The organism is Winogradskyella maritima (assembly GCF_042650215.1).
In the GTDB taxonomy this organism is placed as follows: Bacteria; Bacteroidota; Bacteroidia; order Flavobacteriales; family Flavobacteriaceae; genus Winogradskyella; species Winogradskyella maritima.
Map to the genome: position 1 here is coordinate 1 of NZ_JBHSAT010000020.1, position 19,006 is coordinate 19,006.

A 19,006-nucleotide genomic window follows, 5' to 3' on the forward strand; every position below is an offset into this window, starting at 1 on the left:
AATAAGTTGTTAAAACAGGCCTTTGCCATAGCAAAATCAGGACTGATATACGACGATAGTTACAGAAGTACTTTAGTGAAAAATTAATGGGATTTTACTTGTTTTCTACCACAGTACTTTGTTGTGCGTTCGTTATTTTTCGATACATAATATCTGATCTTAATACAAATTTTTCTCCTTCGCTAACTGGTGCTCCTTCGTGTTTTTGTTCGTGGATAAAACATAATGCAGTTCCAGTTTTTGGATTAATAGTTACGTCATTAAATTTAGTTTCTCCTCCAATATAGTCGTCATTTAGGTAAATCATAAAAGTTATTCGGCTTTCTTCAAGTTCATTTCTTTTAAAACGTCCGTCAATATGTTTTTTAAACCTTTGTTCAGATTCATATTTATAAAATCTAAATTGTTCATTTAGTCCAACAGCATTATTGTCTTCAATTTTCTTTGGACAAAATTGATTTAATTTCTTCCAATATTTCTCTGCTAAATTTGGGTCAGAATGGATTAATCGATAATTATTTCGAACTCCTTTCATCATTTTTGCGCCAGATTTTAAGCTAACTGTCGCTTCTTCGTATCCTTTTTGTTCGCTAAAGATAATCAGTTCATCACATTCAGTTTGAGTTAGGAAATTTTCAATTATCCATATAGAATCTGTTAAATGCTGAACTTTCATATTATTCTATTAGTTTGGTTTTTAATGAAGCACAACGGTTTTGTATAAGATTAGTTGCGTGTTTTAAGCACCTAATTTAGCAAATACAAACTGAATAGAAAATCCGCGAGGATTTTCGTAAGTAGGCTTGCACTAGCAATTAATTTTATACTGTGTTGTACACCGTTTTTTTCTTTTTTTTAATCAAATATTCCAACTAACAGGAATGGAATGCAAAAGGTTAGTATTATTAACCCAATTGTCAGTAACGTAAATATATTTGTAATTTTTTTTGTCTTAAGTCCCGCTATTATTGTTATTAAAAATAGTATTCCTGAAATGATTGAATTTATAGTCCAAGACATCATAAAAATCATTGCAACACCAATTCCTGAATTTGCAGAACCATAATTAGGCGTATTACTTTTATATTCGCTTATGTCATAATGAATATATAAATTCACTAAAATTAGAATTAGACAAATTATAGTCATTATGATATTCAATTTCTTCATTCAGCTCTATTTTCCAATCTGTTTAGTTTACGAAATTTTATTTTTCCAAGTGTAGTTTAGTCACGTTTCGTTTATTCAATTCTGTTGGAATTGTTTGATTTTCATAAAATTCTTTAAAAATCAATTCCGCATCTTTTAAATTTAACACCTCTTCTTTATGAACCATAATTGGTCCGACATTATTTTGTAGAGCAATCCAACTCACTTTCATAGGACTTTTATCTTTCCCTTTTCCGAGAACATAATGTTTGAAATTAGGTTTTGAATTCAGTCGATATTCCACTGTCAGCATACTTTTATTCCCAGCACATTGAATATAATCGCCATTATCATTTTCTAAAGTCAAATATCCGTTTTCAATTCCGTCCAACTTATTCAGTTCAGATTTTATTCCGTCCCAATTTATGCTTTTCAATTCCGCTTTTTGAGTTTTTAAATCCATAGTATTATTGTCCGACGAAGTTTTTCTCAAATGGTGTACAACTCATAAATATACGCAATATCCCAAATACTATATAAATTGAATCAAACCTTTAGTTAACAGATATATATTCGCTTCCAAACGAAAACAAATAGTTGTAAACGACAACAAACACCTACTGATATAGTTTGTAAAAAAAAAGCCAAACCACAAGTCCTTCAACCCGTCGTTCAGCTTTTTATAGATTTAGTTTATTTCTTTATTTAGCGTTCTGCTTCTTAATTAAATTCAATGCAGAACCTTCATCAAACCATTCTATCTGTGCATGGTTATAGGTGTGGTTCAATTTAATCACGTCCTTAGAGCCATCAGCATGCACAACTTCAATCGTTAATTGCTTGTCTGGTGCAAACTGGTCTAAATCCAAGAAGTTGAAGGTGTCGTCCTCTTGTATTAAGTCATAGTCGGACTCATTTGCAAAAGTCAAGCCTAGCATCCCTTGTTTTTTCAAGTTGGTTTCGTGGATACGTGCAAAGGATTTTACAATAACCGCTGCAACACCTAAATGTCTTGGTTGCATGGCTGCATGTTCTCTAGACGAACCTTCACCATAGTTATGGTCACCCACAACAACTGAAAGTACACCTTCTTTTTTATAGGCACGTTGCACATCTGGCACACCACCGTAATCCCCAGTAAACTGGTTCTTTACAAAGTTGGTCTTTTTGTTAAAAGCGTTTACCGCACCAATTAAGGTATTGTTGGCAATGTTATCTAAATGTCCACGGAAACGTAGCCACGGTCCTGCCATAGAGATATGGTCAGTGGTACATTTTCCAAAGGCTTTAATCAATAGCTTAGCACCTTTAATATCTCTACCTAAAGGTGTAAAAGGCGTCAATAATTCCAAACGCTCAGAATCTGTGGCAACCTTTACTTCTACGCCGCTTCCGTCAGCAACTGGTGCTAAATAACCGTTCTCTTCGACTTCAAAACCTTTTGGTGGCAATTCCCATCCTGTTGGCTCTTCAAAGCGCACTTCTTGGCCGTCTTCATTAATCAACGCATCGGTCATTGGATTAAAATCCAATCGGCCGGCGATGGCAATGGCTGCAGTTAATTCTGGAGAGGCAACAAAAGCGTGTGTATTTGGGTTTCCATCCGCGCGCTTAGCGAAGTTTCTATTAAAGGAATGTACAATACTGTTCTTTGGTGCATTCTTTGGGTCGCTATATCTCGCCCACTGACCGATACACGGCCCACAGGCATTGGTAAATATCTTAGCGTCCAATTCTTCAAACACCTGTAAAATTCCATCGCGCTCAGCCGTAAAACGGACTTGCTCAGAACCTGGATTAATCCCTAATTCCGACTTCATCTTTAAGCCTTTGTCTAAGGCTTGTTGTGCAATGGATGAGGCTCTCGATAAATCTTCGTATGATGAGTTGGTACAAGACCCTATCAATCCCCATTCTACTTGTAATGGCCATTCGTTTTCTGTGGCTTTTTTGGTCATATCAGTTCCAACAGAGGTCGACAAGTCTGGCGTAAAAGGTCCGTTCAATAATGGCTTCAACTCATCGAGATTGATATCAATTACCTGATCGAAATAGTTTTCAGGATTGGCATAGACCTCGGGATCTGCCGTTAAGTACTCTTTTATTTGGTCTGCAGCATCGGCAACATCAGCACGTTCCGTCGCTCTTAGGTAGCGCGACATAGAGTCGTCATACCCAAAGGTTGACGTCGTAGCTCCAATCTCCGCACCCATATTACAAATAGTACCTTTACCAGTACAAGACATGGATAAAGCGCCTGGCCCAAAATATTCAACAATGGCACCTGTACCGCCTTTTACGGTAAGGATTTCCGCCACTTTAAGAATCACGTCTTTTGGTGCGGTCCATCCTGATAGTTTTCCGGTTAAGCGCACACCGATTAATTTTGGGAATTTAAGTTCCCAAGGCATTCCTGCCATTACGTCTACAGCATCTGCTCCACCAACACCGATAGCTACCATACCAAGACCGCCTGCATTCACGGTATGTGAATCCGTACCGATCATCATCCCGCCAGGGAAGGCATAATTTTCCAATACCACTTGGTGAATAATTCCCGCACCTGGTTTCCAGAACCCGATACCGTATTTATTAGAGACGGACTCCAAGAAGTTAAAGACTTCACTACTGGTTTCGTTGGCGTGCTTTAAATCAGCTACAGCGCCAGATTTTGCCTGTATTAAATGGTCACAATGTACCGTGGTTGGCACAGCGACTTTTGGCTTTCCGGCTTGCATGAATTGCAACAAGGCCATCTGCGCCGTTGCGTCCTGGCAAGCTACTCTATCAGGGGCAAAATCCACATAGTCTTTTCCTCTTGAAAAAGCCTTAGTTGGTTTTCCATCCCAAAGGTGTGAGTATAATATTTTTTCTGAAAGGGTTAAAGGTTTTCCAACGATGTCTCTGGCCGCGTCTACACGCTCTGCCATACTGGAATACACCTTTTTTATCATATCAATGTCGAATGCCATATTTTAGTTTTAAAAGGTTGAATTTTAAGTCTTGCAAAATTACGAATTATCTAGGATTTTTGAAAATATGCAACGATATCTATTTTTCTTTGAATTATATTCAGCACTAGTGAATATTTGAAAGAGAATATTGAAGGATTGATAGAAAAGAAGATGTCAAATTACGAAATTGGTAAATCACGAATGGACAGCTTATGATAATCTAGGGACTAAAGTCTTTCGAATTTTCAAGAATGGACGTTCAATGCTTCTATAAAGTATTTCAGAAAGAACGAATGACAGCACTAGAAAAATAATGATAACGCCCCACGAATTTTCAACATAACGTTGCAAACTCAACAACACTAAAGAGTAATTGACGAGGTATAGGGCATAAGAGCGTATACTGATGTAGGTCACTATTTTCTTTAAGATTCCATATCCTGAAAGCGACATACAATAAGGGAAACAAAGCCCCAAACTGAGTACAACTACCGTAAGGTAAACGAAGACGTAAAATGCCAAATGTGTATTCGGGAGAAGATTGAACCCAAAGATTAAGGCATGTATTCCCATGAATGATGATAGACCTACTAAAAATAATAACCTTTTCTGAGTCGTAAACCAGTTTAGTCTCGAATACAAGTAAACCAATAAAAAACCAAAATATATGGCATCCAATCTGTAGATAACAACTTTTCTAAAAGTGGCGCTCCATGTTTTATAATCTTCAACTGAAGCATTCAAATAATACAGCACTTTCAGTCCGAAAAGCAATACAATAGACAGTATCGTTAGATTTAAAAAGGTCTTCGATTTATCGGTTTTCTTAAACAATTTGGATGCTCCAAATAACAGCAAAGGCAATAACAAATACGCATATTCTTCAATGGACAGACTCCAAGCCTCTGTAAAGAAATCGGGATGAGGCCAGGCAAAATTCTGAAGAAATAAGGCATAAGATGGTGCTTTGGGCATTATATACCCTTCAAACCAATAGAAGACCAAAATATTCAGAATGAAAATGACCACATAATTTGGGAGTGTTCGTAACCAACGTCGTTTCCAAAAGTGAACCAAATGCTTCATTGAGATTTGATTATTTTCAAACTTCCGAAGTAGAATGCCTCCAATAAGAAAACCACTTAAAATAAAAAAGAGATCAACGCCAATGGCGCCCATTAACCGAATCCCCTCAATAATAAGACCGTCTTGATTAGGCAAAAGATAGGTACAATGCGAAAGCAACACCAAAAGAATGGCAATGGCTCTTATTACATCTAATCCGAAATTGCGCTGGGTTAAAGTCGTCACCTTACAAATGTAAGATTCTGGACGGATTGCTTAAAATAAGCTTTTGATGATTTGTTGATCGGAAATGTTTTCTGCGTCGGCCTTGTAATTCTTAATGATTCTGTGACGTAGAATGGACGTCGCAACGGCTTGCACATCTTCAATGTCTGGAGAGAACTTCCCATTTACAGCTGCATGTGTTTTAGCCGCCATAATTAGGTTTTGCGAAGCTCTAGGACCTGCACCCCAATCCACAAACTCCTGAACTAATTCTGCCGCCGCATCTGTATTCGGACGCGTTCTTCCTACCATAGTCACCGCATATTCAATAACATTTTCCGGTACAGGAATACGTCTAATTACCTGTTGATAGTCAATAATTTCTTGGGCTGTAAATAAGGCATTTACCGTTTGTTGCAAATCACCAGTTGTTGATTTTACAACATCAACTTCTTCATCAAAGCTAGGATATTCTAGATTTATGGCGAACATAAAACGGTCTAACTGCGCTTCTGGCAAAGGATAGGTTCCTTCTTGTTCAATAGGGTTTTGCGTAGCCAATACAAAATAAGGTAAGGCCAATTTATATTGATGTCCGGCAACAGTGACTGCACGTTCTTGCATCGCCTCCAACAAGGCGGCCTGCGTTTTTGGTGGTGTTCTGTTAATCTCATCCGCCAAGATGATGTTGGCGAAAATCGGGCCTTTTATAAATTTAAACTGTCGGTTTTCATCTAAAATCTCACTCCCCAGAATATCACTCGGCATCAAATCTGGCGTAAACTGAATACGCTTAAAATTCAAGCCCAAAGCCTGTGCGATGGTATTGACCATTAAGGTTTTTGCCAAGCCAGGAACACCAATCAATAACGAGTGCCCTCCTGAAAATATAGAGATAAGTATTTGGTCGATAACCTCTTCTTGACCAACGATAACCTTGGCAATTTCAGATTTTAAAGACGCGTATTTTTTTACAAAATTTTCGATGAGAGACACATCAGACATAGACTATTCGTTTTTAAGCCAGTTACTTGTGAATTCGCAAGATCTGTATTCTCCATTAATTTTAATATAGGTAGACATAATGGTTTCCTCTTGCCATTCGCCAACGGCATCAAAATGCTTACTCTGAAGTGCCAATCGTTTTATTTTTAAGTAATCTCTAGAGAAATCAGCTTCGTGCTCATCAATTCTATTGGTTACTGTAACTAACTTGAATTTAAAAGGGTTTAAGCGGTCGCCATCCTCCAGAACCTCACTGATTTCACCGTCTTCCAAATCTTGTATTTGTGCATAGATTTCAGGTTCCATCTTGGTTAACTCAAAATTAAAATCTTGAGTCAGTGGATTGGTGAGTTTACCACCTTCAAACTTCGTTTCTTCTTCATCACTAAACTCTCTTGCCGCCTCAGCAAAGGTAATTTTGCCTTCTATTAATTTTTGGCGAACTTCATCAATCTCATCTTTCGCTTTTTGAATAGCTTCTTGAGATAATTCTGGACGCAATAAGATATGACGAACTTCGTAATCCTGACCTCTAATGGCTTCTAGCCACACAATGTGGTACCCGAAATCTGTTTCAAATGGTTCAGAAATATCACCTTCTTGCATAGAAAACACAACATCCCTAAATTCCTTTACCATACGTGGGTTTTTACGGTTCATAACCCCAAGTTTACCACCGTTATTTTTTGAGCCATCCATTGAATAGAATAAGGCTTTTGTATTGAAACTGGCGCCATTCTCTAAAATATCGGTTCGCATTTCCTTTAAACGGTCTACGGCATCTTGCTTGGCTTCTTCGGTTACTTCAGGAATGATAACAATGTTGGCGACGTTTAGCTCGGTACCAAAAGTTGGCAATCCGTCTTCCTTTAATTCATTATAAAACTGACGAACTTCTTCAGGAGTGATTTCTATATCAGCAATGATCTTTTCACGCATTTGAGACGACAACGCTCTGTTTTTATTGATTTCGTACATCTCCTCACGTAAATCTGCTTCATTATCTTTTTTGAAAATTTCCAGTAAATCTTCGATCCCATCAACATTAGGTTGCGCTAAAAACGACTGAATTTGCTGTTCAGTCTGAGAACGCATCTGCAACTCATTGACAATGATACTATCTTGAATTGCTTGATGAGCATATAATTTTTCTTCTAAAAGACTTCCAAAAAGCTGACATCTTGTAACCTCAGAAAGGTCGGCGCCTTGCACTTCGAGTTGATCAATACGACGGTCTAAATCTGAATCTAAGATGATATAATCACCAACAACTGCTGCAACACCATCTGCTTTTATTCTATTACCTAATTTAACAGGTGTCTTTACCTCTACCTTTTTCTCTTCATCATTTATAATTTCCTGTGCCTGTAAAATTTGAAAACCAATCGCCATTAGGGCGAAAACCATCGTTTTAATTAAAGACTTCAAATTGTTTGTTTTTAATTGCATCTGTTCTAATATCATTTTCTAACTGCTTGATCAGCTCTAGTTTACGTTTGTTTATTACAATCTGTTTTATGGATGGTTTTACGTACTCAAGTGGTGCATAGTCATTGCGAAGGAGCACGTCATTAATCTGCATCAAATATAGGTTTAATGAATCTTTGAGCTGTATAAAATTAGATTTTTTTAACAGTTGATCTTTATCTCCTGTATCTAAAGCCGGAACCTTCTCTATCACCTGACTTGCCCTTACCCAAATGGAATCATTTAAGGAGTAGGCCCTAAACTGTGTGGATATGGAATCTAGAACTTTTTTATCCTCGCTATTAAAGCGCTGAAAGCGTGTTTTTAGATCAGAAAGGTTTACTGCATTTTGAGGTAAACTGATATAACGCAAGCGCAATAATTCATCGTTAAGTTTAAAGCTTTCTTTATTGGCTTCAAAATATGCTTCGGTTTCTGAAGCATTAACGGCTGTGTCTATGTTCTTTTTCACCAAAGCTTCTAAGTACGATTTGGTATACAGATCTACTTTGTACTGATTGACCAACTGCTCAAACCGTGCTTGCTTGTCTTCTTCAAGATTCAGCTTGGCATTATCTAACAACAAGAGATTACTCGCCCACTTATTGATATAACTGGTGACAATTTGAACGCTATCATCGTCGGACACATTGGCTGGTAATAAATTTTGAACGTCTTCAGTATATAAATAATTATCGCCCACACGAGCTATTGCGCCTTCGCTCCTATCGTCTTTTTTACAGGAAACATATCCCAAAAGACTGATCAATATGATTATAATGACACGTTTTCGCACTATTTATTGATTTAGTCGTTTTTTCAAGGCTTCTAGTGCCTCTTCGTTCACTTTAACTTTATATTTTTCCTTTAGTGCGTCAATCCAGTTGGCTTCCAATTGCGTTTGGTAATCATTAATGACTGCGCCTTTGGTTTCATTAAACGGTTTTATTCCTGAAGGCAAAACCTCTAAAACATTTAAACTATGATAGTTTTCATTATGCTTATAAATTGGCGATAATCCCAAGTTGAACTGAAGATCCTGTGGGAATTTTGTGTCATCTCTGGCAAACACGCCGTTTGTAAAAAGTACTGCTTTTCCTGAAGCATCCAAAAGCGTTTTTATTTCCTCTTTGGATTTTCCTTGTGCTCTAAAGCTATGAATACGTTCAGCCAAAGCCTTATCCTTTGTAGAGGCCATTTGCACTTTAACCCTATCCTTATATGTGTAATTTGAAGCGTTAGCCTCATAAAAAGCTTTTAATCCCAAAGTATCCTTTGAAGCTTTATTCCAGATTTCCTTCTCCATAAGGTCAAAAAGCAATAAGCCATCTCTATATTCCTTTAGGATACTTGCGAATTCTTTGTCTTCAAACTCTAAATTTTTCTTTCTATAATCCAGCAAGCTGTTCTCTTTAAATAGGGTCAATTCATCACTTAGCATTTGCTTAGTAGGAACTTGCTTTCTCATATATTTACGTCGAGCACCTTGCAAATGTTTTATAAAATCGGAATTTGAATACACCGAATCATTGATTTTCAAAACATAGTCTTCACCCTTAAACGTTTCAGGCAAAACAAATTTTCCTGAAAAGAAATCATCGTTTATAATAGTGGATAGATAAGTTTGCGCATTCGGATTAAGATTCACAGTATAGCGCTCCATTAATTTTGAAGCCATGGCACTATTGATTAATTTAGATCTAGAATCTCTCTTTATCTGTGCTTCCAAACCTGGCTTGGCATCTTCAAATTCTGGTACTTGTTTTTTGTTAAGTAGCTTTACAATGTGCCAACCATTTTGGGTTTGGATCGGTTTTGAAATATCGCCGACATTCGCCAAGCCGAAAGCCGTATCTTCAAATACCGTAGAATTAAGTTGGCCACTTTTGAAGGGTGACAATTTTCCACCATTCCGAGCTGAGCCTTTATCATCGGAAAACTGTTTGGCCAAAGCTTCAAAGGATTCACCTGCTTCTATTTTAGCATAAATATCTTTAATACGAGATTCAGCATTTACAGTAGAGTCCTTCTGCTTATGCAATACCATAATATGTGCCGCAGTGACAGTCCCTCTTGAGGGTTTTTTATCCAAAACCTTAACCACGTGGTACCCAAAACTCGTCTTGAATGGCATAGAAATGGTACCGACAGGTGTATTATAAGCTGCGGACTCAAAATCATAAACCATTTTAAATGATGAAAAATAACCTAAGTCTTCTACAAAAATGGTTTGGCCGTTATGCAGTTTAGCTTTGGTGGCTTCAAATCCTTCATCATCTAGTTGTTTTCTATAGTCCAACAATTGGTTGTAAATCGCTAATGTATCTTGACCTGTTGCGCTAGATTTAACTAAAATATGAACGGCATTGACATCATATTTCATACGGTTATAGGCTTCCTTAACCAATTGGGAGGTCACCTCGTGCTCTTTTACATAACTGTTGATAAGTTGCTCCTTGTATTTCTCGTAATCCTTAAGGTAAGTTGGGGATTTATCTAAACCCAATTGTTTCGCTTCTTGAAGCTTGAGTTGGTAGTTGATAAATAAATCCAGATAACCATCAATGCTTTTTTGCGATTCGTCTTGAACTAAATCTAAATTCTTTTTATAAACACGTAAGAATTCCTCTACTGAAATATCGTCCTTTTCTACGGTTAATAAAATGGTGTCTGAGGATTGGGACACGCCTGATAATGAAGTCAATAAAAACAATAAAAATAAAAAACTGTTTATAGTTTTGTTCATAAGTACTTATGGTTTTTTTTTAATTGATTTAAATAATCACAAACTTTGAGCCAAGGCCAAAAATGACACGGTTTTTTCATAACGCATTGGGATCAAAAATAATATAAAATGCTAAAAATAAGTCCTTCGTCGAGGATATGTTGTTCTGTGTCTAAAAAAGTTTGCCAGCTTTTATAGCCAACTTACATTTAGGCTCTAAACTTAAACCTATTACTTATGAGGAAAATTTACACTACATTTTTTTCACTTTTGTTCTGTTCTGCTATTACGGCGCAAGAGTTTTTATTGTTTGACAACTATGACGGCGCCACCGAAACAGTAACTTCTGGTGCGGCAACCGTTAATGATGGAATTATTATTGGCCTTAAAGACTTAGATATCGTCAATAATTTCTTTACCCAAGGATTTACTGAAATTTACATGTTTGCAGGATTAGATACTGAAAACGGAACCTTTGATGGCGCCCCAATGCAAACGGATCTAGCTAACCAATTAGAATTGGGCATTATTGATTCTAACGCAAATACACCTGCAAACACCTACACGGGTTTTATAAACTTGTCAGAATTATTTACTAACGTTGCCGATGGTACTGAGGTTTATGGTGTAAATCTTAAGTTTCAAAATGCGAATGCAGACGGTGGTAATAACGAAACAGTTGAGCTTTATATCGATTTGGTTGACGCAGAATTGCGTGGTATGACTTTAGGAACACCTAACGCCATTGCCAATACCTTTGATGTTAAGTATTTCAACAACAGCTTAAATATTGCCAATTACCAAGGTTCAGTTAACATATCTGCTTATGATTTAAATGGTCGTGAGTTGGTTCGTACAGAAGCTACGGTATCTTCAAATACACAACTACAATTGGATCTTCCAAGCCAACAGATTGTGATTTTGCAAGTATATACTGATCTTGGTATAAGAAAGACTTTAAAGGTAATTACGCAGTAATCATACTTTTTTATAACACAAAAGCGCCTTTTTAGGCGCTTTTTTTATGAAGCCTTAGTATCTTTAACTACATGAAGTATTCATCTGAAATAATAATTGAACAAAATCTAGACTATGTCATTGAAAAGCTAGATTCACGTGATAATCTTAAACATTGGCAGAAAGGCTTAGTTAAAGCAGAGCATATCTCAGGAACACCTGGAGAACTCGGCTCTAAAATGAAGTTGGAATATGATATGGATGGTCGAAAAATGGAATTGATTGAAACCGTAACAAAGCGTAATTTTCCAAAAGAATTTCATGCCACTTATTCTACTAAAGGAATGCATAATCACCAAGAAAACACCTTTGAATCCACACCTGAAGGGTTTACAAAATGGATATCTAAAAATGAATTCTTACCCACCTCTTTTTTTATGAGGCTTATGCTCGTGGCCATGCCAGGCGCTTTTAAAAAACAGTCCATGGTTTTTATGACCAATTTTAAGAATTTTGTGGAGAATGGAACTTCAGTAGCTAATGCGTAAACTTAAGCTCATTTGGGATTTTAGAGGACCTGCTTCTGAAAAAACGGCGGAACACCATCTTGTTCACCTAAAAGAGTACATAAATCTTGAAAAGCTTGAAGTCACTGTTACTGGTGTAGAAAAGTTCGGTGAGATGCACAGCTTGGCATATATGGTCGTGGACGAAAGTGATATGCCAAAGGTAAGAGATCTACTAAAACCGCATCGTGGACAAGTGTATTCTGACTAAAACAAGCGCTTAAAAAAAGCTCTTATAAAACGATTTGGTGGCACAGCTGCAATGATTTTTAGGTCTTCTGAAAAATGCGATTGCTCATCTAAAAATCGGAATACGCTTTTTAAGGATGTCTTTTGAAATAAACTTGAAAACAATCGTGACCCAAAAGCATTATCGGCATACAGAACATCCAAAAATATTAAATCGTAAAACCAAAATTTCGACCGTTTGTGAAACGATTTGAAGGATTTTCTTGTTTTCAAAAATTCAGTTAATTCCGAAGATTGTCGCCAAGATTTCATAAAGGTAAAGCCAGTACTCGCCTTAGTCCAACCGCCAGCCGTACCAATATGTATCACATTTTCCGTATTTTCCTTATTGAATTTGTATGAAGTCATTGGTATAATCCCGAACTCAGTTTCAATAATATCGTAATCGTCAATACCTTTCATTTTTAGGTAATCTTTGATTGAAGATTCATATTCGGATATGTCCAGAATATCTTCAGAAAAAAGCGTGTATTCAAACAAAGCGTAATCTTTAGCAAAAGGTAAAACATACATAAAGCGCGTGTTGCCATTTTGGGGCAAATCAAAATCCATAAAAGTGGCTACGCTATCATCAAACTGCGGTGTTTTGGTTTTTATGAACCATCCCAAAAAATGCTGATTGAGCAATGGATATTTGTCTTGATTCTTATAGTTTGAAGACAGCATAAGACTATTCAAAACACGCTTGGCGTTTACAGTTGATGTCGACAACTGAACCTCGACCTTATCTTCAAGATCTTGAATAGAAACTACTTCAGATTGTAAAAATTCGATATTGGTTTTTGTTTGAAGAACATCCCAAATTTTTGAATAAAAGTCTGAACTTCGAATCGTTTTGTAATTGTAATTATCACCTTTAAACGTTTTGGAAAAATATGAACTTCCGAAGTAAATTTTAGACCACGCCTTTATGACACAATCGTCCCATTCGCCTTGCCCCTCTTCCCAAAATGACCAGGTTCGGTCGTTGCCCTTATCTTTTTCCTTATCTATGATTAAGATGGAAGATTCATCAAAAAAAGGGTCTTTCGCCATGCGATAGGCCATCATTAAGCCGGATGCGCCTGCACCAAGAATAATATAATCGTATTGCCTAATCTTTAAAGTCATAGCATTACGAATATACGATGAAAAGACGTTGAATTATCTCGAATAATTTGGAGCTTCTTTGGTAATGGTAACATCGTGAGGATGACTTTCATGGATACCAGAGCTCGTGATTTTCACGAAGCGTCCTGTTTCCTTTAAGGTATTAATATCCTTTGCGCCACAATAACCCATACCTGCTCTCAGTCCACCTACGAACTGATGGATACTTTCGTATAGTTCACCTTTGTATGGAACACGACCTACAATACCTTCAGGTACCAGCTTTTTGATATCGTCCTCCACATCTTGAAAATATCGATCTTTACTGCCTTGTTTCATGGCTTCAACAGAACCCATGCCACGATACGATTTAAACTTTCGTCCTTCATATATAATCGTTTCGCCTGGACTTTCCTTTGTTCCAGCCAACAATGAGCCTAACATTACTGTGTCCGCACCTGCTGCAATAGCCTTAGGAATATCACCTGTATAACGAATACCACCATCTGCAATCACTGGTACACCAGAACCTTTAATGGCTGCTGCAACTTCCAATACCGCTGAAAACTGTGGGAATCCCACACCAGCAACAACACGCGTTGTACAAATGGAACCTGGTCCAATACCGACTTTAACAGCATCGGCACCAGCATCAACTAAATATTTTGCTGCTTCTCCTGTAGCAATATTTCCGACGATAACGTCTAAATCTGGGAATTGGGATTTGATATCTTTCAATACCGAAACTACACCTTTGGTATGCCCATGTGCCGTATCAATAACAACAGCATCAACACCTGCTTTGACCAAAGCTTCTGCGCGTTCTACTGCATCGCCTGTAACGCCTAAAGCCGCCGCAACTCGTAATCGACCGTAATGATCTTTGTTAGCAATTGGCTTTTGAGTGACTTTAGTAATGTCTCTAAATGTAATTAACCCTGCCAAGCGATCACCGTCGACAATGAGGAGCTTTTCAATTTTATTTTTCTGTAGGATTTTTTCAGCGTCTTTTAAAGACGTTCCTTCTGGAGCCGTTACCAAGTTTTCAGTAGTCATCACTTCAACTATTGGTCGATCGTTCTCATGTTCAAATCGTAAATCACGATTAGTGACAATACCTTTTAGTAATCCTTTGTCATCCACTATTGGAATACCACCAATACTATGCTCGCGCATAGCGTTTTTAGCATCACTAACTTTGGCGTCCATCGGCAAGGTAACAGGGTCGATAATCATACCGCTTTCCGCACGTTTTACTTTACGAACCTTCATGGCCTGTGCCTCAATAGTCATATTTTTGTGAAGTACACCAATGCCACCTTCACGTGCCATGGCGATAGCCATCTGACTTTCGGTTACCGTATCCATAGCAGCTGAAACCACAGGGATATTAATGGTAATGTTTCTCGTAAACTTTGTTTGAATATTGACTTCTCGTGGAAGAACTTCCGAAAAAGCCGGAACTAAAAGAACGTCATCATAGGTTAAACCTTCTCCTAGAATCTTATCGTTATGTGCAGTCATCGCAATTAAAATATAATTGCATGCAAATATAGACTATTTCTAATCATATTGAGGCGAAAATCTCTCAGAAACTGAAATTCAAAGGGTTAAATATTCGTCTTAAATCGAAAGAAGAATTTTAACACATCTTATTTTTATTTATTCTAAATAAACTTGTTTAAAGTTCATATTGGTTATAAATTTGCCGACTGAAAACCAAATCTTATTTTTAATCAGTCTAAATAAATGAAAAAAATACTGCTTTCAGGCGTAGCATTCTTAGGTTTAATAGCTAGCGCACAAGAGACCAAAAAAGCAAACGATTCTATACAGAAATTAGATGAAGTTCTCATCAATGCCAACACCATCTTTGGAAGTAAATATGTTGCCAGAAACCGCACAGGTTCTTCCTATTACGTATCACCTAAAGAATTAAAACGATTCAACTACACCAACATCAATCGTGTGTTGAATAGCGTTCCTGGTGTTAACTTCTATGAGGAAGATGGCTTTGGTCTACGTCCAAACATTAGCTTACGAGGTACGTCTCCAGAGCGTAGCGCTAAGATCTCTTTAATGGAGGATGGCGTTTTAATTGCCCCTGCGCCTTATAGTGCGCCTTCGGCCTATTATTTTCCTAGTGTTGCCCGTATGCAAGCTGTTGAAATCTTAAAAGGAAGTAGTCAAGTACAATATGGTCCGTTTACTACTGGCGGAGCTATCAATTTTGTTTCCGCACAAGTTCCAAAAACATTTAATGGCGAAGTAAGAGCACAATATGGGTCTTTTGATACCGCACAACTCTTAGCCCGTATCGGAGATACCAAAGGGCAATTTGGCTATGTGGTTGAGTATTTGAATTACAATTCCAACGGATTCAAAAACCTGCCAGATGACAGTAATACAGGATTTGACAGAAATGAAGTATTGGCCAAAGTAGGATTTGCCAGCAAGGCAGAAGCAAAAACACCACAATCATTAGAATTGAAATTTCAATATTCTGACGAAGTCTCTAACGAAACGTACTTGGGATTAACCGAAGATGATTTTGCATCAAGTCCATTTTCGAGATATGCTTCGTCACAGGAAGACCAAATGAATGCGGATCACCTTCAATTTATGCTAACCCATAATATTGACTTTGCGCCTAGCATGCGTTTAACTACAACGGCTTACAACAACAATTTTAAGCGTAACTGGTATAAGTTAGATGACGTAACCTTTAATGACGATAAGCAGGGTATTGCCAATGTTATTTCTAATCCGGAAGCGTTTCCAGATCATTTTGCCATCCTTAGAGGTGATGTCAATACTGGTGCAAACGATGCACTTTTAGTTAAAGCCAACAACAGAGAATATTTGGCGCAAGGTATTCAAACTAAGTTCGATTATCACTGGTCTGGTGGCTCTGTATTTCATGATCTTGAAATTGGTGCGCGTTATCATTATGACGAGGAAGACCGTTTTCAATGGGAAGATGAATTTAGTTTAATCGACGGCGAAATGGCAAAAACACTTGATGGTCCACGTGGAGCCCAAGGCAATAGAATCAGTAGTGCAAAGGCATTTTCGGCTTTTACAATGTATAAAATCAAATTTGACAACTGGACGTTCACCCCAGGATTGCGTTACGAATCTGTAAAACTAGAACGTGAAAACTTTGGAGATAATTTTGATCGTGAGCCAGCTGGTGATGTGTCTGTAAGAGAAAACAGCATTGATATCTTTATTCCTGGGATAGGATTTAACTACAAGTTTTCTAATGATGCCTCTGTATTTGGTGGTATACACAAGGGTTTTTCACCTCCGAGCAATCAGCCAGGGCAGAAAGCAGAAGAAAGCATCAATTACGAAATCGGAACACGTTTTATGATTGGTCAATTGCGTGGTGAGGTCGTTGCTTACTACAACGACTACAGCAATCTTCTAGGTAGTGATTTGGCCGCAACTGGCGGTACAGGTTCCCTAGAACAGTTCAACGCTGGTGAAGTTGCTGTGAAAGGTTTAGAAGTTTTATTCAACTATGAATTATTGCCAAACTCACAAAAATTCAAATTACCGATTACCTTCGGATACACCTTAACAGATACAGAGTTCTTGAATAGCTTTGGCTCCAACGATGACCTTTGGGGGGAAGTGACTGCTGGCGACGAGTTGCCTTACATAGCAAAACATCAGTTTAATACCGCCATTTCATTGGAGCATGAAAAATTCAGTTTGAATCTGAACGGACGCTACAACGGTGAGTTTAGAACATTAGCTGGCTCTGGGGATATTCCAGATGATGAGCGTGTAGATTCTAATTTTATTGTAGATTTTTCAGGGAAATACCATATCTCAAAAAGCTGGAGCTTAACGGGTCGCGTTATTAACTTATTTGATGAAGCCTATGCGGTGTCTCGCGTACCAGCAGGTTTACGACCAGGGCACCCTTTTGGAGCATCAGCAGGATTTGAATTTAGATTTTAAAATCTGAACATTATTTAAAATTGAAAAACGAAAAGCGTCCAGAAATGGGCGCTTTTTTAATGGTATTTGCTGAAGATTTTTGTGGCTTCATTATAAGCGCTTTCGAAACTCATGGCATTAAGATCGTGTGCTTTCTTTTGTGTGAGATAAGACAGTACTTTTTCAGTAGGCATATTACCTGTTAATTCGTCTTTGGCCATGGGGCAACCGCCAAAACCTTGTATGGCACCATCAAATCGACGGCATCCTGCTTTGTAGGCGGCATCTACTTTTTCGAACCACGAAGAAGGTGTTGTATGCAAATGCGCCCCGAATTCAATATTGGGATACTTCGGGATTAAGTTCGAAAATAGATAATCAATGTTCTCCGGATCAGAACTTCCAATGGTATCGCTAAGCGACAAAATCTTTACACCCATTTTCGCCAAGCGTTCGGTCCACTCGCCTACAATATCGACATTCCAAGGATCACCATACGGATTTCCAAATCCCATGGAAATGTAGACCACAACTTCTTTGTTGTTCTTATCGGCCAATTCCAAAATTTGCGATAAGGTAATAACGGATTGCGCAATGGTTTTGTGGGTGTTACGCATCTGAAAATTCTCCGAAATCGAGAATGGAAAACCTAAATAATCAATTTCAGAATGTTGCACAGCATCGTTGGCACCTCGCGTATTGGCAATGATCGCCAAAAGTTTACTAGTGGTTTTGCTTAAATCGAGCTCTGCTAGCACAGCAGCAGTATCCACCATCTGCGGAATGGCTTTTGGCGAGACAAAACTTCCAAAGTCAATGGTATCAAATCCAACCCGAAGCAAAGATTGAATATACTGCACCTTTTGTTCCGTAGGAATAAAATCTCTAATGCCTTGCATGGCATCCCTTGGACATTCAATAATCTTTACGGGTGCTTTCATTTCTTCAAATATAAAACTAAAGTCGTCTATATCATAGCGGTCTTAGGGCAATAAAATAAATACCGCTATGCCAATAAATACGACAATCTGTAGCCATTTTAAAATTAATGCCGCATTATTACTTCCCAATAATTTATCCTTTATGCTACCCGCCAAAAGAGCAATCAACGAGAAAATAAAGAAGCTCACCAACATGAAAATACCTCCAAGAATATAAAACTGCCAAACCGTGCTTAGAGTTTCACTGAACAAAAATCCTGGAAAAAAAGCCAAAAAGAAAATAGTGACTTTAGGGTTGAGGACATTCATAAAAAAGCCTTGGACAAACAATTGCTTTGGTGATTTTTTGGGTGCACCAGAGGCGTCGATATTTAAACGTGCATCACTTCGAAATACCTTGTATGCCAAGAACAGTAAATACAAGGCTCCAAATAGTTTTATGATAAAGAAGACGGTATCGTTCTCAGCTATAATTGTGGACAAACCAAAAGCCAACAAAGAGGTATGAATAATGCACCCTGTAATCAATCCAGCTACGGTAGCAATTCCATATTTAACGCCATTGGTTAAACTTTGCACTAGGACGTAAATATTATCCGGTCCGGGAGATATGGCCAAGGCGGCGGTTGCGGTTACAAATAAGAAGAGGGTTTGATAATCCAC

16 protein-coding genes are annotated in these 19,006 nt (G+C 37.8%); 4 read left to right on the plus strand and 12 right to left on the minus strand.

Features of this window, described 5'->3' with window-relative positions:
- Window positions 1-94: 94 nt before the first annotated feature.
- The 8 genes from ACFOSX_RS11195 to ACFOSX_RS11230 form a co-directional block, all read right to left on the minus strand.
- Entirely contained in the window at window positions 95-676 is a 582-nt protein-coding gene (locus tag ACFOSX_RS11195) for a 2OG-Fe(II) oxygenase (protein WP_386100886.1), read from the minus strand.
- A gap of 531 nt (window positions 677-1,207) precedes the next feature.
- Window positions 1,208-1,612, minus strand: coding sequence for a hypothetical protein (locus tag ACFOSX_RS11200; RefSeq protein ID WP_386100888.1), 405 nt, complete (start codon window positions 1,610-1,612; stop codon window positions 1,208-1,210).
- Between the two features lie 238 nt (window positions 1,613-1,850).
- Window positions 1,851-4,121: an aconitate hydratase gene (locus tag ACFOSX_RS11205; RefSeq protein ID WP_386100890.1), complete on the minus strand. Its 2,271-nt coding sequence runs from the start codon at window positions 4,119-4,121 to the stop codon at window positions 1,851-1,853.
- A gap of 192 nt (window positions 4,122-4,313) precedes the next feature.
- Window positions 4,314-5,414 carry an acyltransferase family protein gene (locus ACFOSX_RS11210; RefSeq protein ID WP_386100893.1) on the minus strand — a complete coding sequence of 367 codons (1,101 nt, stop codon included), beginning with the start codon at window positions 5,412-5,414 and terminating at the stop codon, window positions 4,314-4,316.
- Between the two features lie 30 nt (window positions 5,415-5,444).
- Window positions 5,445-6,398 (minus strand): AAA family ATPase, encoded by a 954-nt coding sequence (locus ACFOSX_RS11215; RefSeq protein ID WP_386100896.1) that lies wholly within the window; start codon window positions 6,396-6,398, stop codon window positions 5,445-5,447.
- Window positions 6,399-6,401: 3 nt separating this feature from the next.
- Window positions 6,402-7,826, minus strand: a complete 1,425-nt coding sequence (locus tag ACFOSX_RS11220) for a peptidylprolyl isomerase (RefSeq protein WP_386100899.1) — start codon at window positions 7,824-7,826, stop codon at window positions 6,402-6,404.
- Entirely contained in the window at window positions 7,810-8,661 is an 852-nt protein-coding gene (locus ACFOSX_RS11225) for a peptidyl-prolyl cis-trans isomerase (RefSeq protein WP_386100902.1), read from the minus strand. Before ACFOSX_RS11225 ends, ACFOSX_RS11220 begins: the two co-directional genes overlap by 17 nt.
- Before the next feature lie 3 nt (window positions 8,662-8,664).
- Complete coding sequence (locus ACFOSX_RS11230; protein ID WP_386100905.1) at window positions 8,665-10,611, minus strand: peptidylprolyl isomerase; 1,947 nt, start codon at window positions 10,609-10,611, stop codon at window positions 8,665-8,667.
- A gap of 216 nt (window positions 10,612-10,827) precedes the next feature.
- Between ACFOSX_RS11230 and ACFOSX_RS11235 the strand changes: the two genes are divergently transcribed.
- From ACFOSX_RS11235 to ACFOSX_RS11245, 3 genes are all read left to right on the plus strand, one after another.
- Window positions 10,828-11,568 (plus strand): hypothetical protein, encoded by a 741-nt coding sequence (locus ACFOSX_RS11235; RefSeq protein WP_386100908.1) that lies wholly within the window; start codon window positions 10,828-10,830, stop codon window positions 11,566-11,568.
- A gap of 71 nt (window positions 11,569-11,639) precedes the next feature.
- Complete coding sequence (locus ACFOSX_RS11240) at window positions 11,640-12,095, plus strand: SRPBCC family protein (protein ID WP_386100911.1); 456 nt, start codon at window positions 11,640-11,642, stop codon at window positions 12,093-12,095.
- Complete coding sequence (locus ACFOSX_RS11245) at window positions 12,088-12,324, plus strand: hypothetical protein (protein WP_386100914.1); 237 nt, start codon at window positions 12,088-12,090, stop codon at window positions 12,322-12,324. Before ACFOSX_RS11240 ends, ACFOSX_RS11245 begins: the two co-directional genes overlap by 8 nt.
- Here ACFOSX_RS11245 and ACFOSX_RS11250 read toward each other — a convergent pair.
- Together ACFOSX_RS11250 and guaB are read right to left on the minus strand one after the other, a co-directional pair.
- Window positions 12,321-13,472, minus strand: a complete 1,152-nt coding sequence (locus ACFOSX_RS11250; protein ID WP_386100917.1) for a lycopene cyclase family protein — start codon at window positions 13,470-13,472, stop codon at window positions 12,321-12,323. The genes ACFOSX_RS11245 and ACFOSX_RS11250 overlap by 4 nt on opposite strands.
- Before the next feature lie 33 nt (window positions 13,473-13,505).
- Window positions 13,506-14,975, minus strand: coding sequence for an IMP dehydrogenase (guaB, locus tag ACFOSX_RS11255; RefSeq protein WP_386100920.1), 1,470 nt, complete (start codon window positions 14,973-14,975; stop codon window positions 13,506-13,508).
- Window positions 14,976-15,200: 225 nt separating this feature from the next.
- On the opposite strand from guaB, the gene ACFOSX_RS11260 reads away from it, so the two are divergent.
- On the plus strand, window positions 15,201-17,423 hold the full coding sequence (locus ACFOSX_RS11260; protein WP_386100923.1) for a TonB-dependent receptor family protein: 2,223 nt from the start codon (window positions 15,201-15,203) through the stop codon (window positions 17,421-17,423).
- 56 nt (window positions 17,424-17,479) lie between these two features.
- Here ACFOSX_RS11260 and ACFOSX_RS11265 read toward each other — a convergent pair whose 3' ends face one another.
- A complete protein-coding gene (locus ACFOSX_RS11265; protein ID WP_386100926.1) occupies window positions 17,480-18,343 on the minus strand; it encodes a hydroxymethylglutaryl-CoA lyase in 864 nt (287 codons plus the stop codon).
- 42 nt (window positions 18,344-18,385) lie between these two features.
- A complete protein-coding gene (locus tag ACFOSX_RS11270) occupies window positions 18,386-19,006 on the minus strand; it encodes a LysE family translocator (RefSeq protein ID WP_386100929.1) in 621 nt (206 codons plus the stop codon).

Bases quoted from the DNA above. Each gene is read 5' to 3' on its own strand.
- ACFOSX_RS11200 (WP_386100888.1), bottom strand. From the start codon at position 1,612: ATGGATTTAAAAACTCAAAAAGCGGAATTGAAAAGCATAAATTGGGAC.
- ACFOSX_RS11245 (WP_386100914.1), top strand. From the start codon at position 12,088: ATGCGTAAACTTAAGCTCATTTGGGATTTTAGAGGACCTGCTTCTGAA.
- ACFOSX_RS11205 (WP_386100890.1), bottom strand. From the start codon at position 4,121: ATGGCATTCGACATTGATATGATAAAAAAGGTGTATTCCAGTATGGCA.
- ACFOSX_RS11215 (WP_386100896.1), bottom strand. From the start codon at position 6,398: ATGTCTGATGTGTCTCTCATCGAAAATTTTGTAAAAAAATACGCGTCT.
- ACFOSX_RS11260 (WP_386100923.1), top strand. From the start codon at position 15,201: ATGAAAAAAATACTGCTTTCAGGCGTAGCATTCTTAGGTTTAATAGCT.
- guaB (WP_386100920.1), bottom strand. From the start codon at position 14,975: ATGACTGCACATAACGATAAGATTCTAGGAGAAGGTTTAACCTATGAT.
- ACFOSX_RS11265 (WP_386100926.1), bottom strand. From the start codon at position 18,343: ATGAAAGCACCCGTAAAGATTATTGAATGTCCAAGGGATGCCATGCAA.
- ACFOSX_RS11195 (WP_386100886.1), bottom strand. From the start codon at position 676: ATGAAAGTTCAGCATTTAACAGATTCTATATGGATAATTGAAAATTTC.
- ACFOSX_RS11240 (WP_386100911.1), top strand. From the start codon at position 11,640: ATGAAGTATTCATCTGAAATAATAATTGAACAAAATCTAGACTATGTC.
- ACFOSX_RS11250 (WP_386100917.1), bottom strand. From the start codon at position 13,472: ATGACTTTAAAGATTAGGCAATACGATTATATTATTCTTGGTGCAGGC.
- ACFOSX_RS11230 (WP_386100905.1), bottom strand. From the start codon at position 10,611: ATGAACAAAACTATAAACAGTTTTTTATTTTTATTGTTTTTATTGACT.
- ACFOSX_RS11235 (WP_386100908.1), top strand. From the start codon at position 10,828: ATGAGGAAAATTTACACTACATTTTTTTCACTTTTGTTCTGTTCTGCT.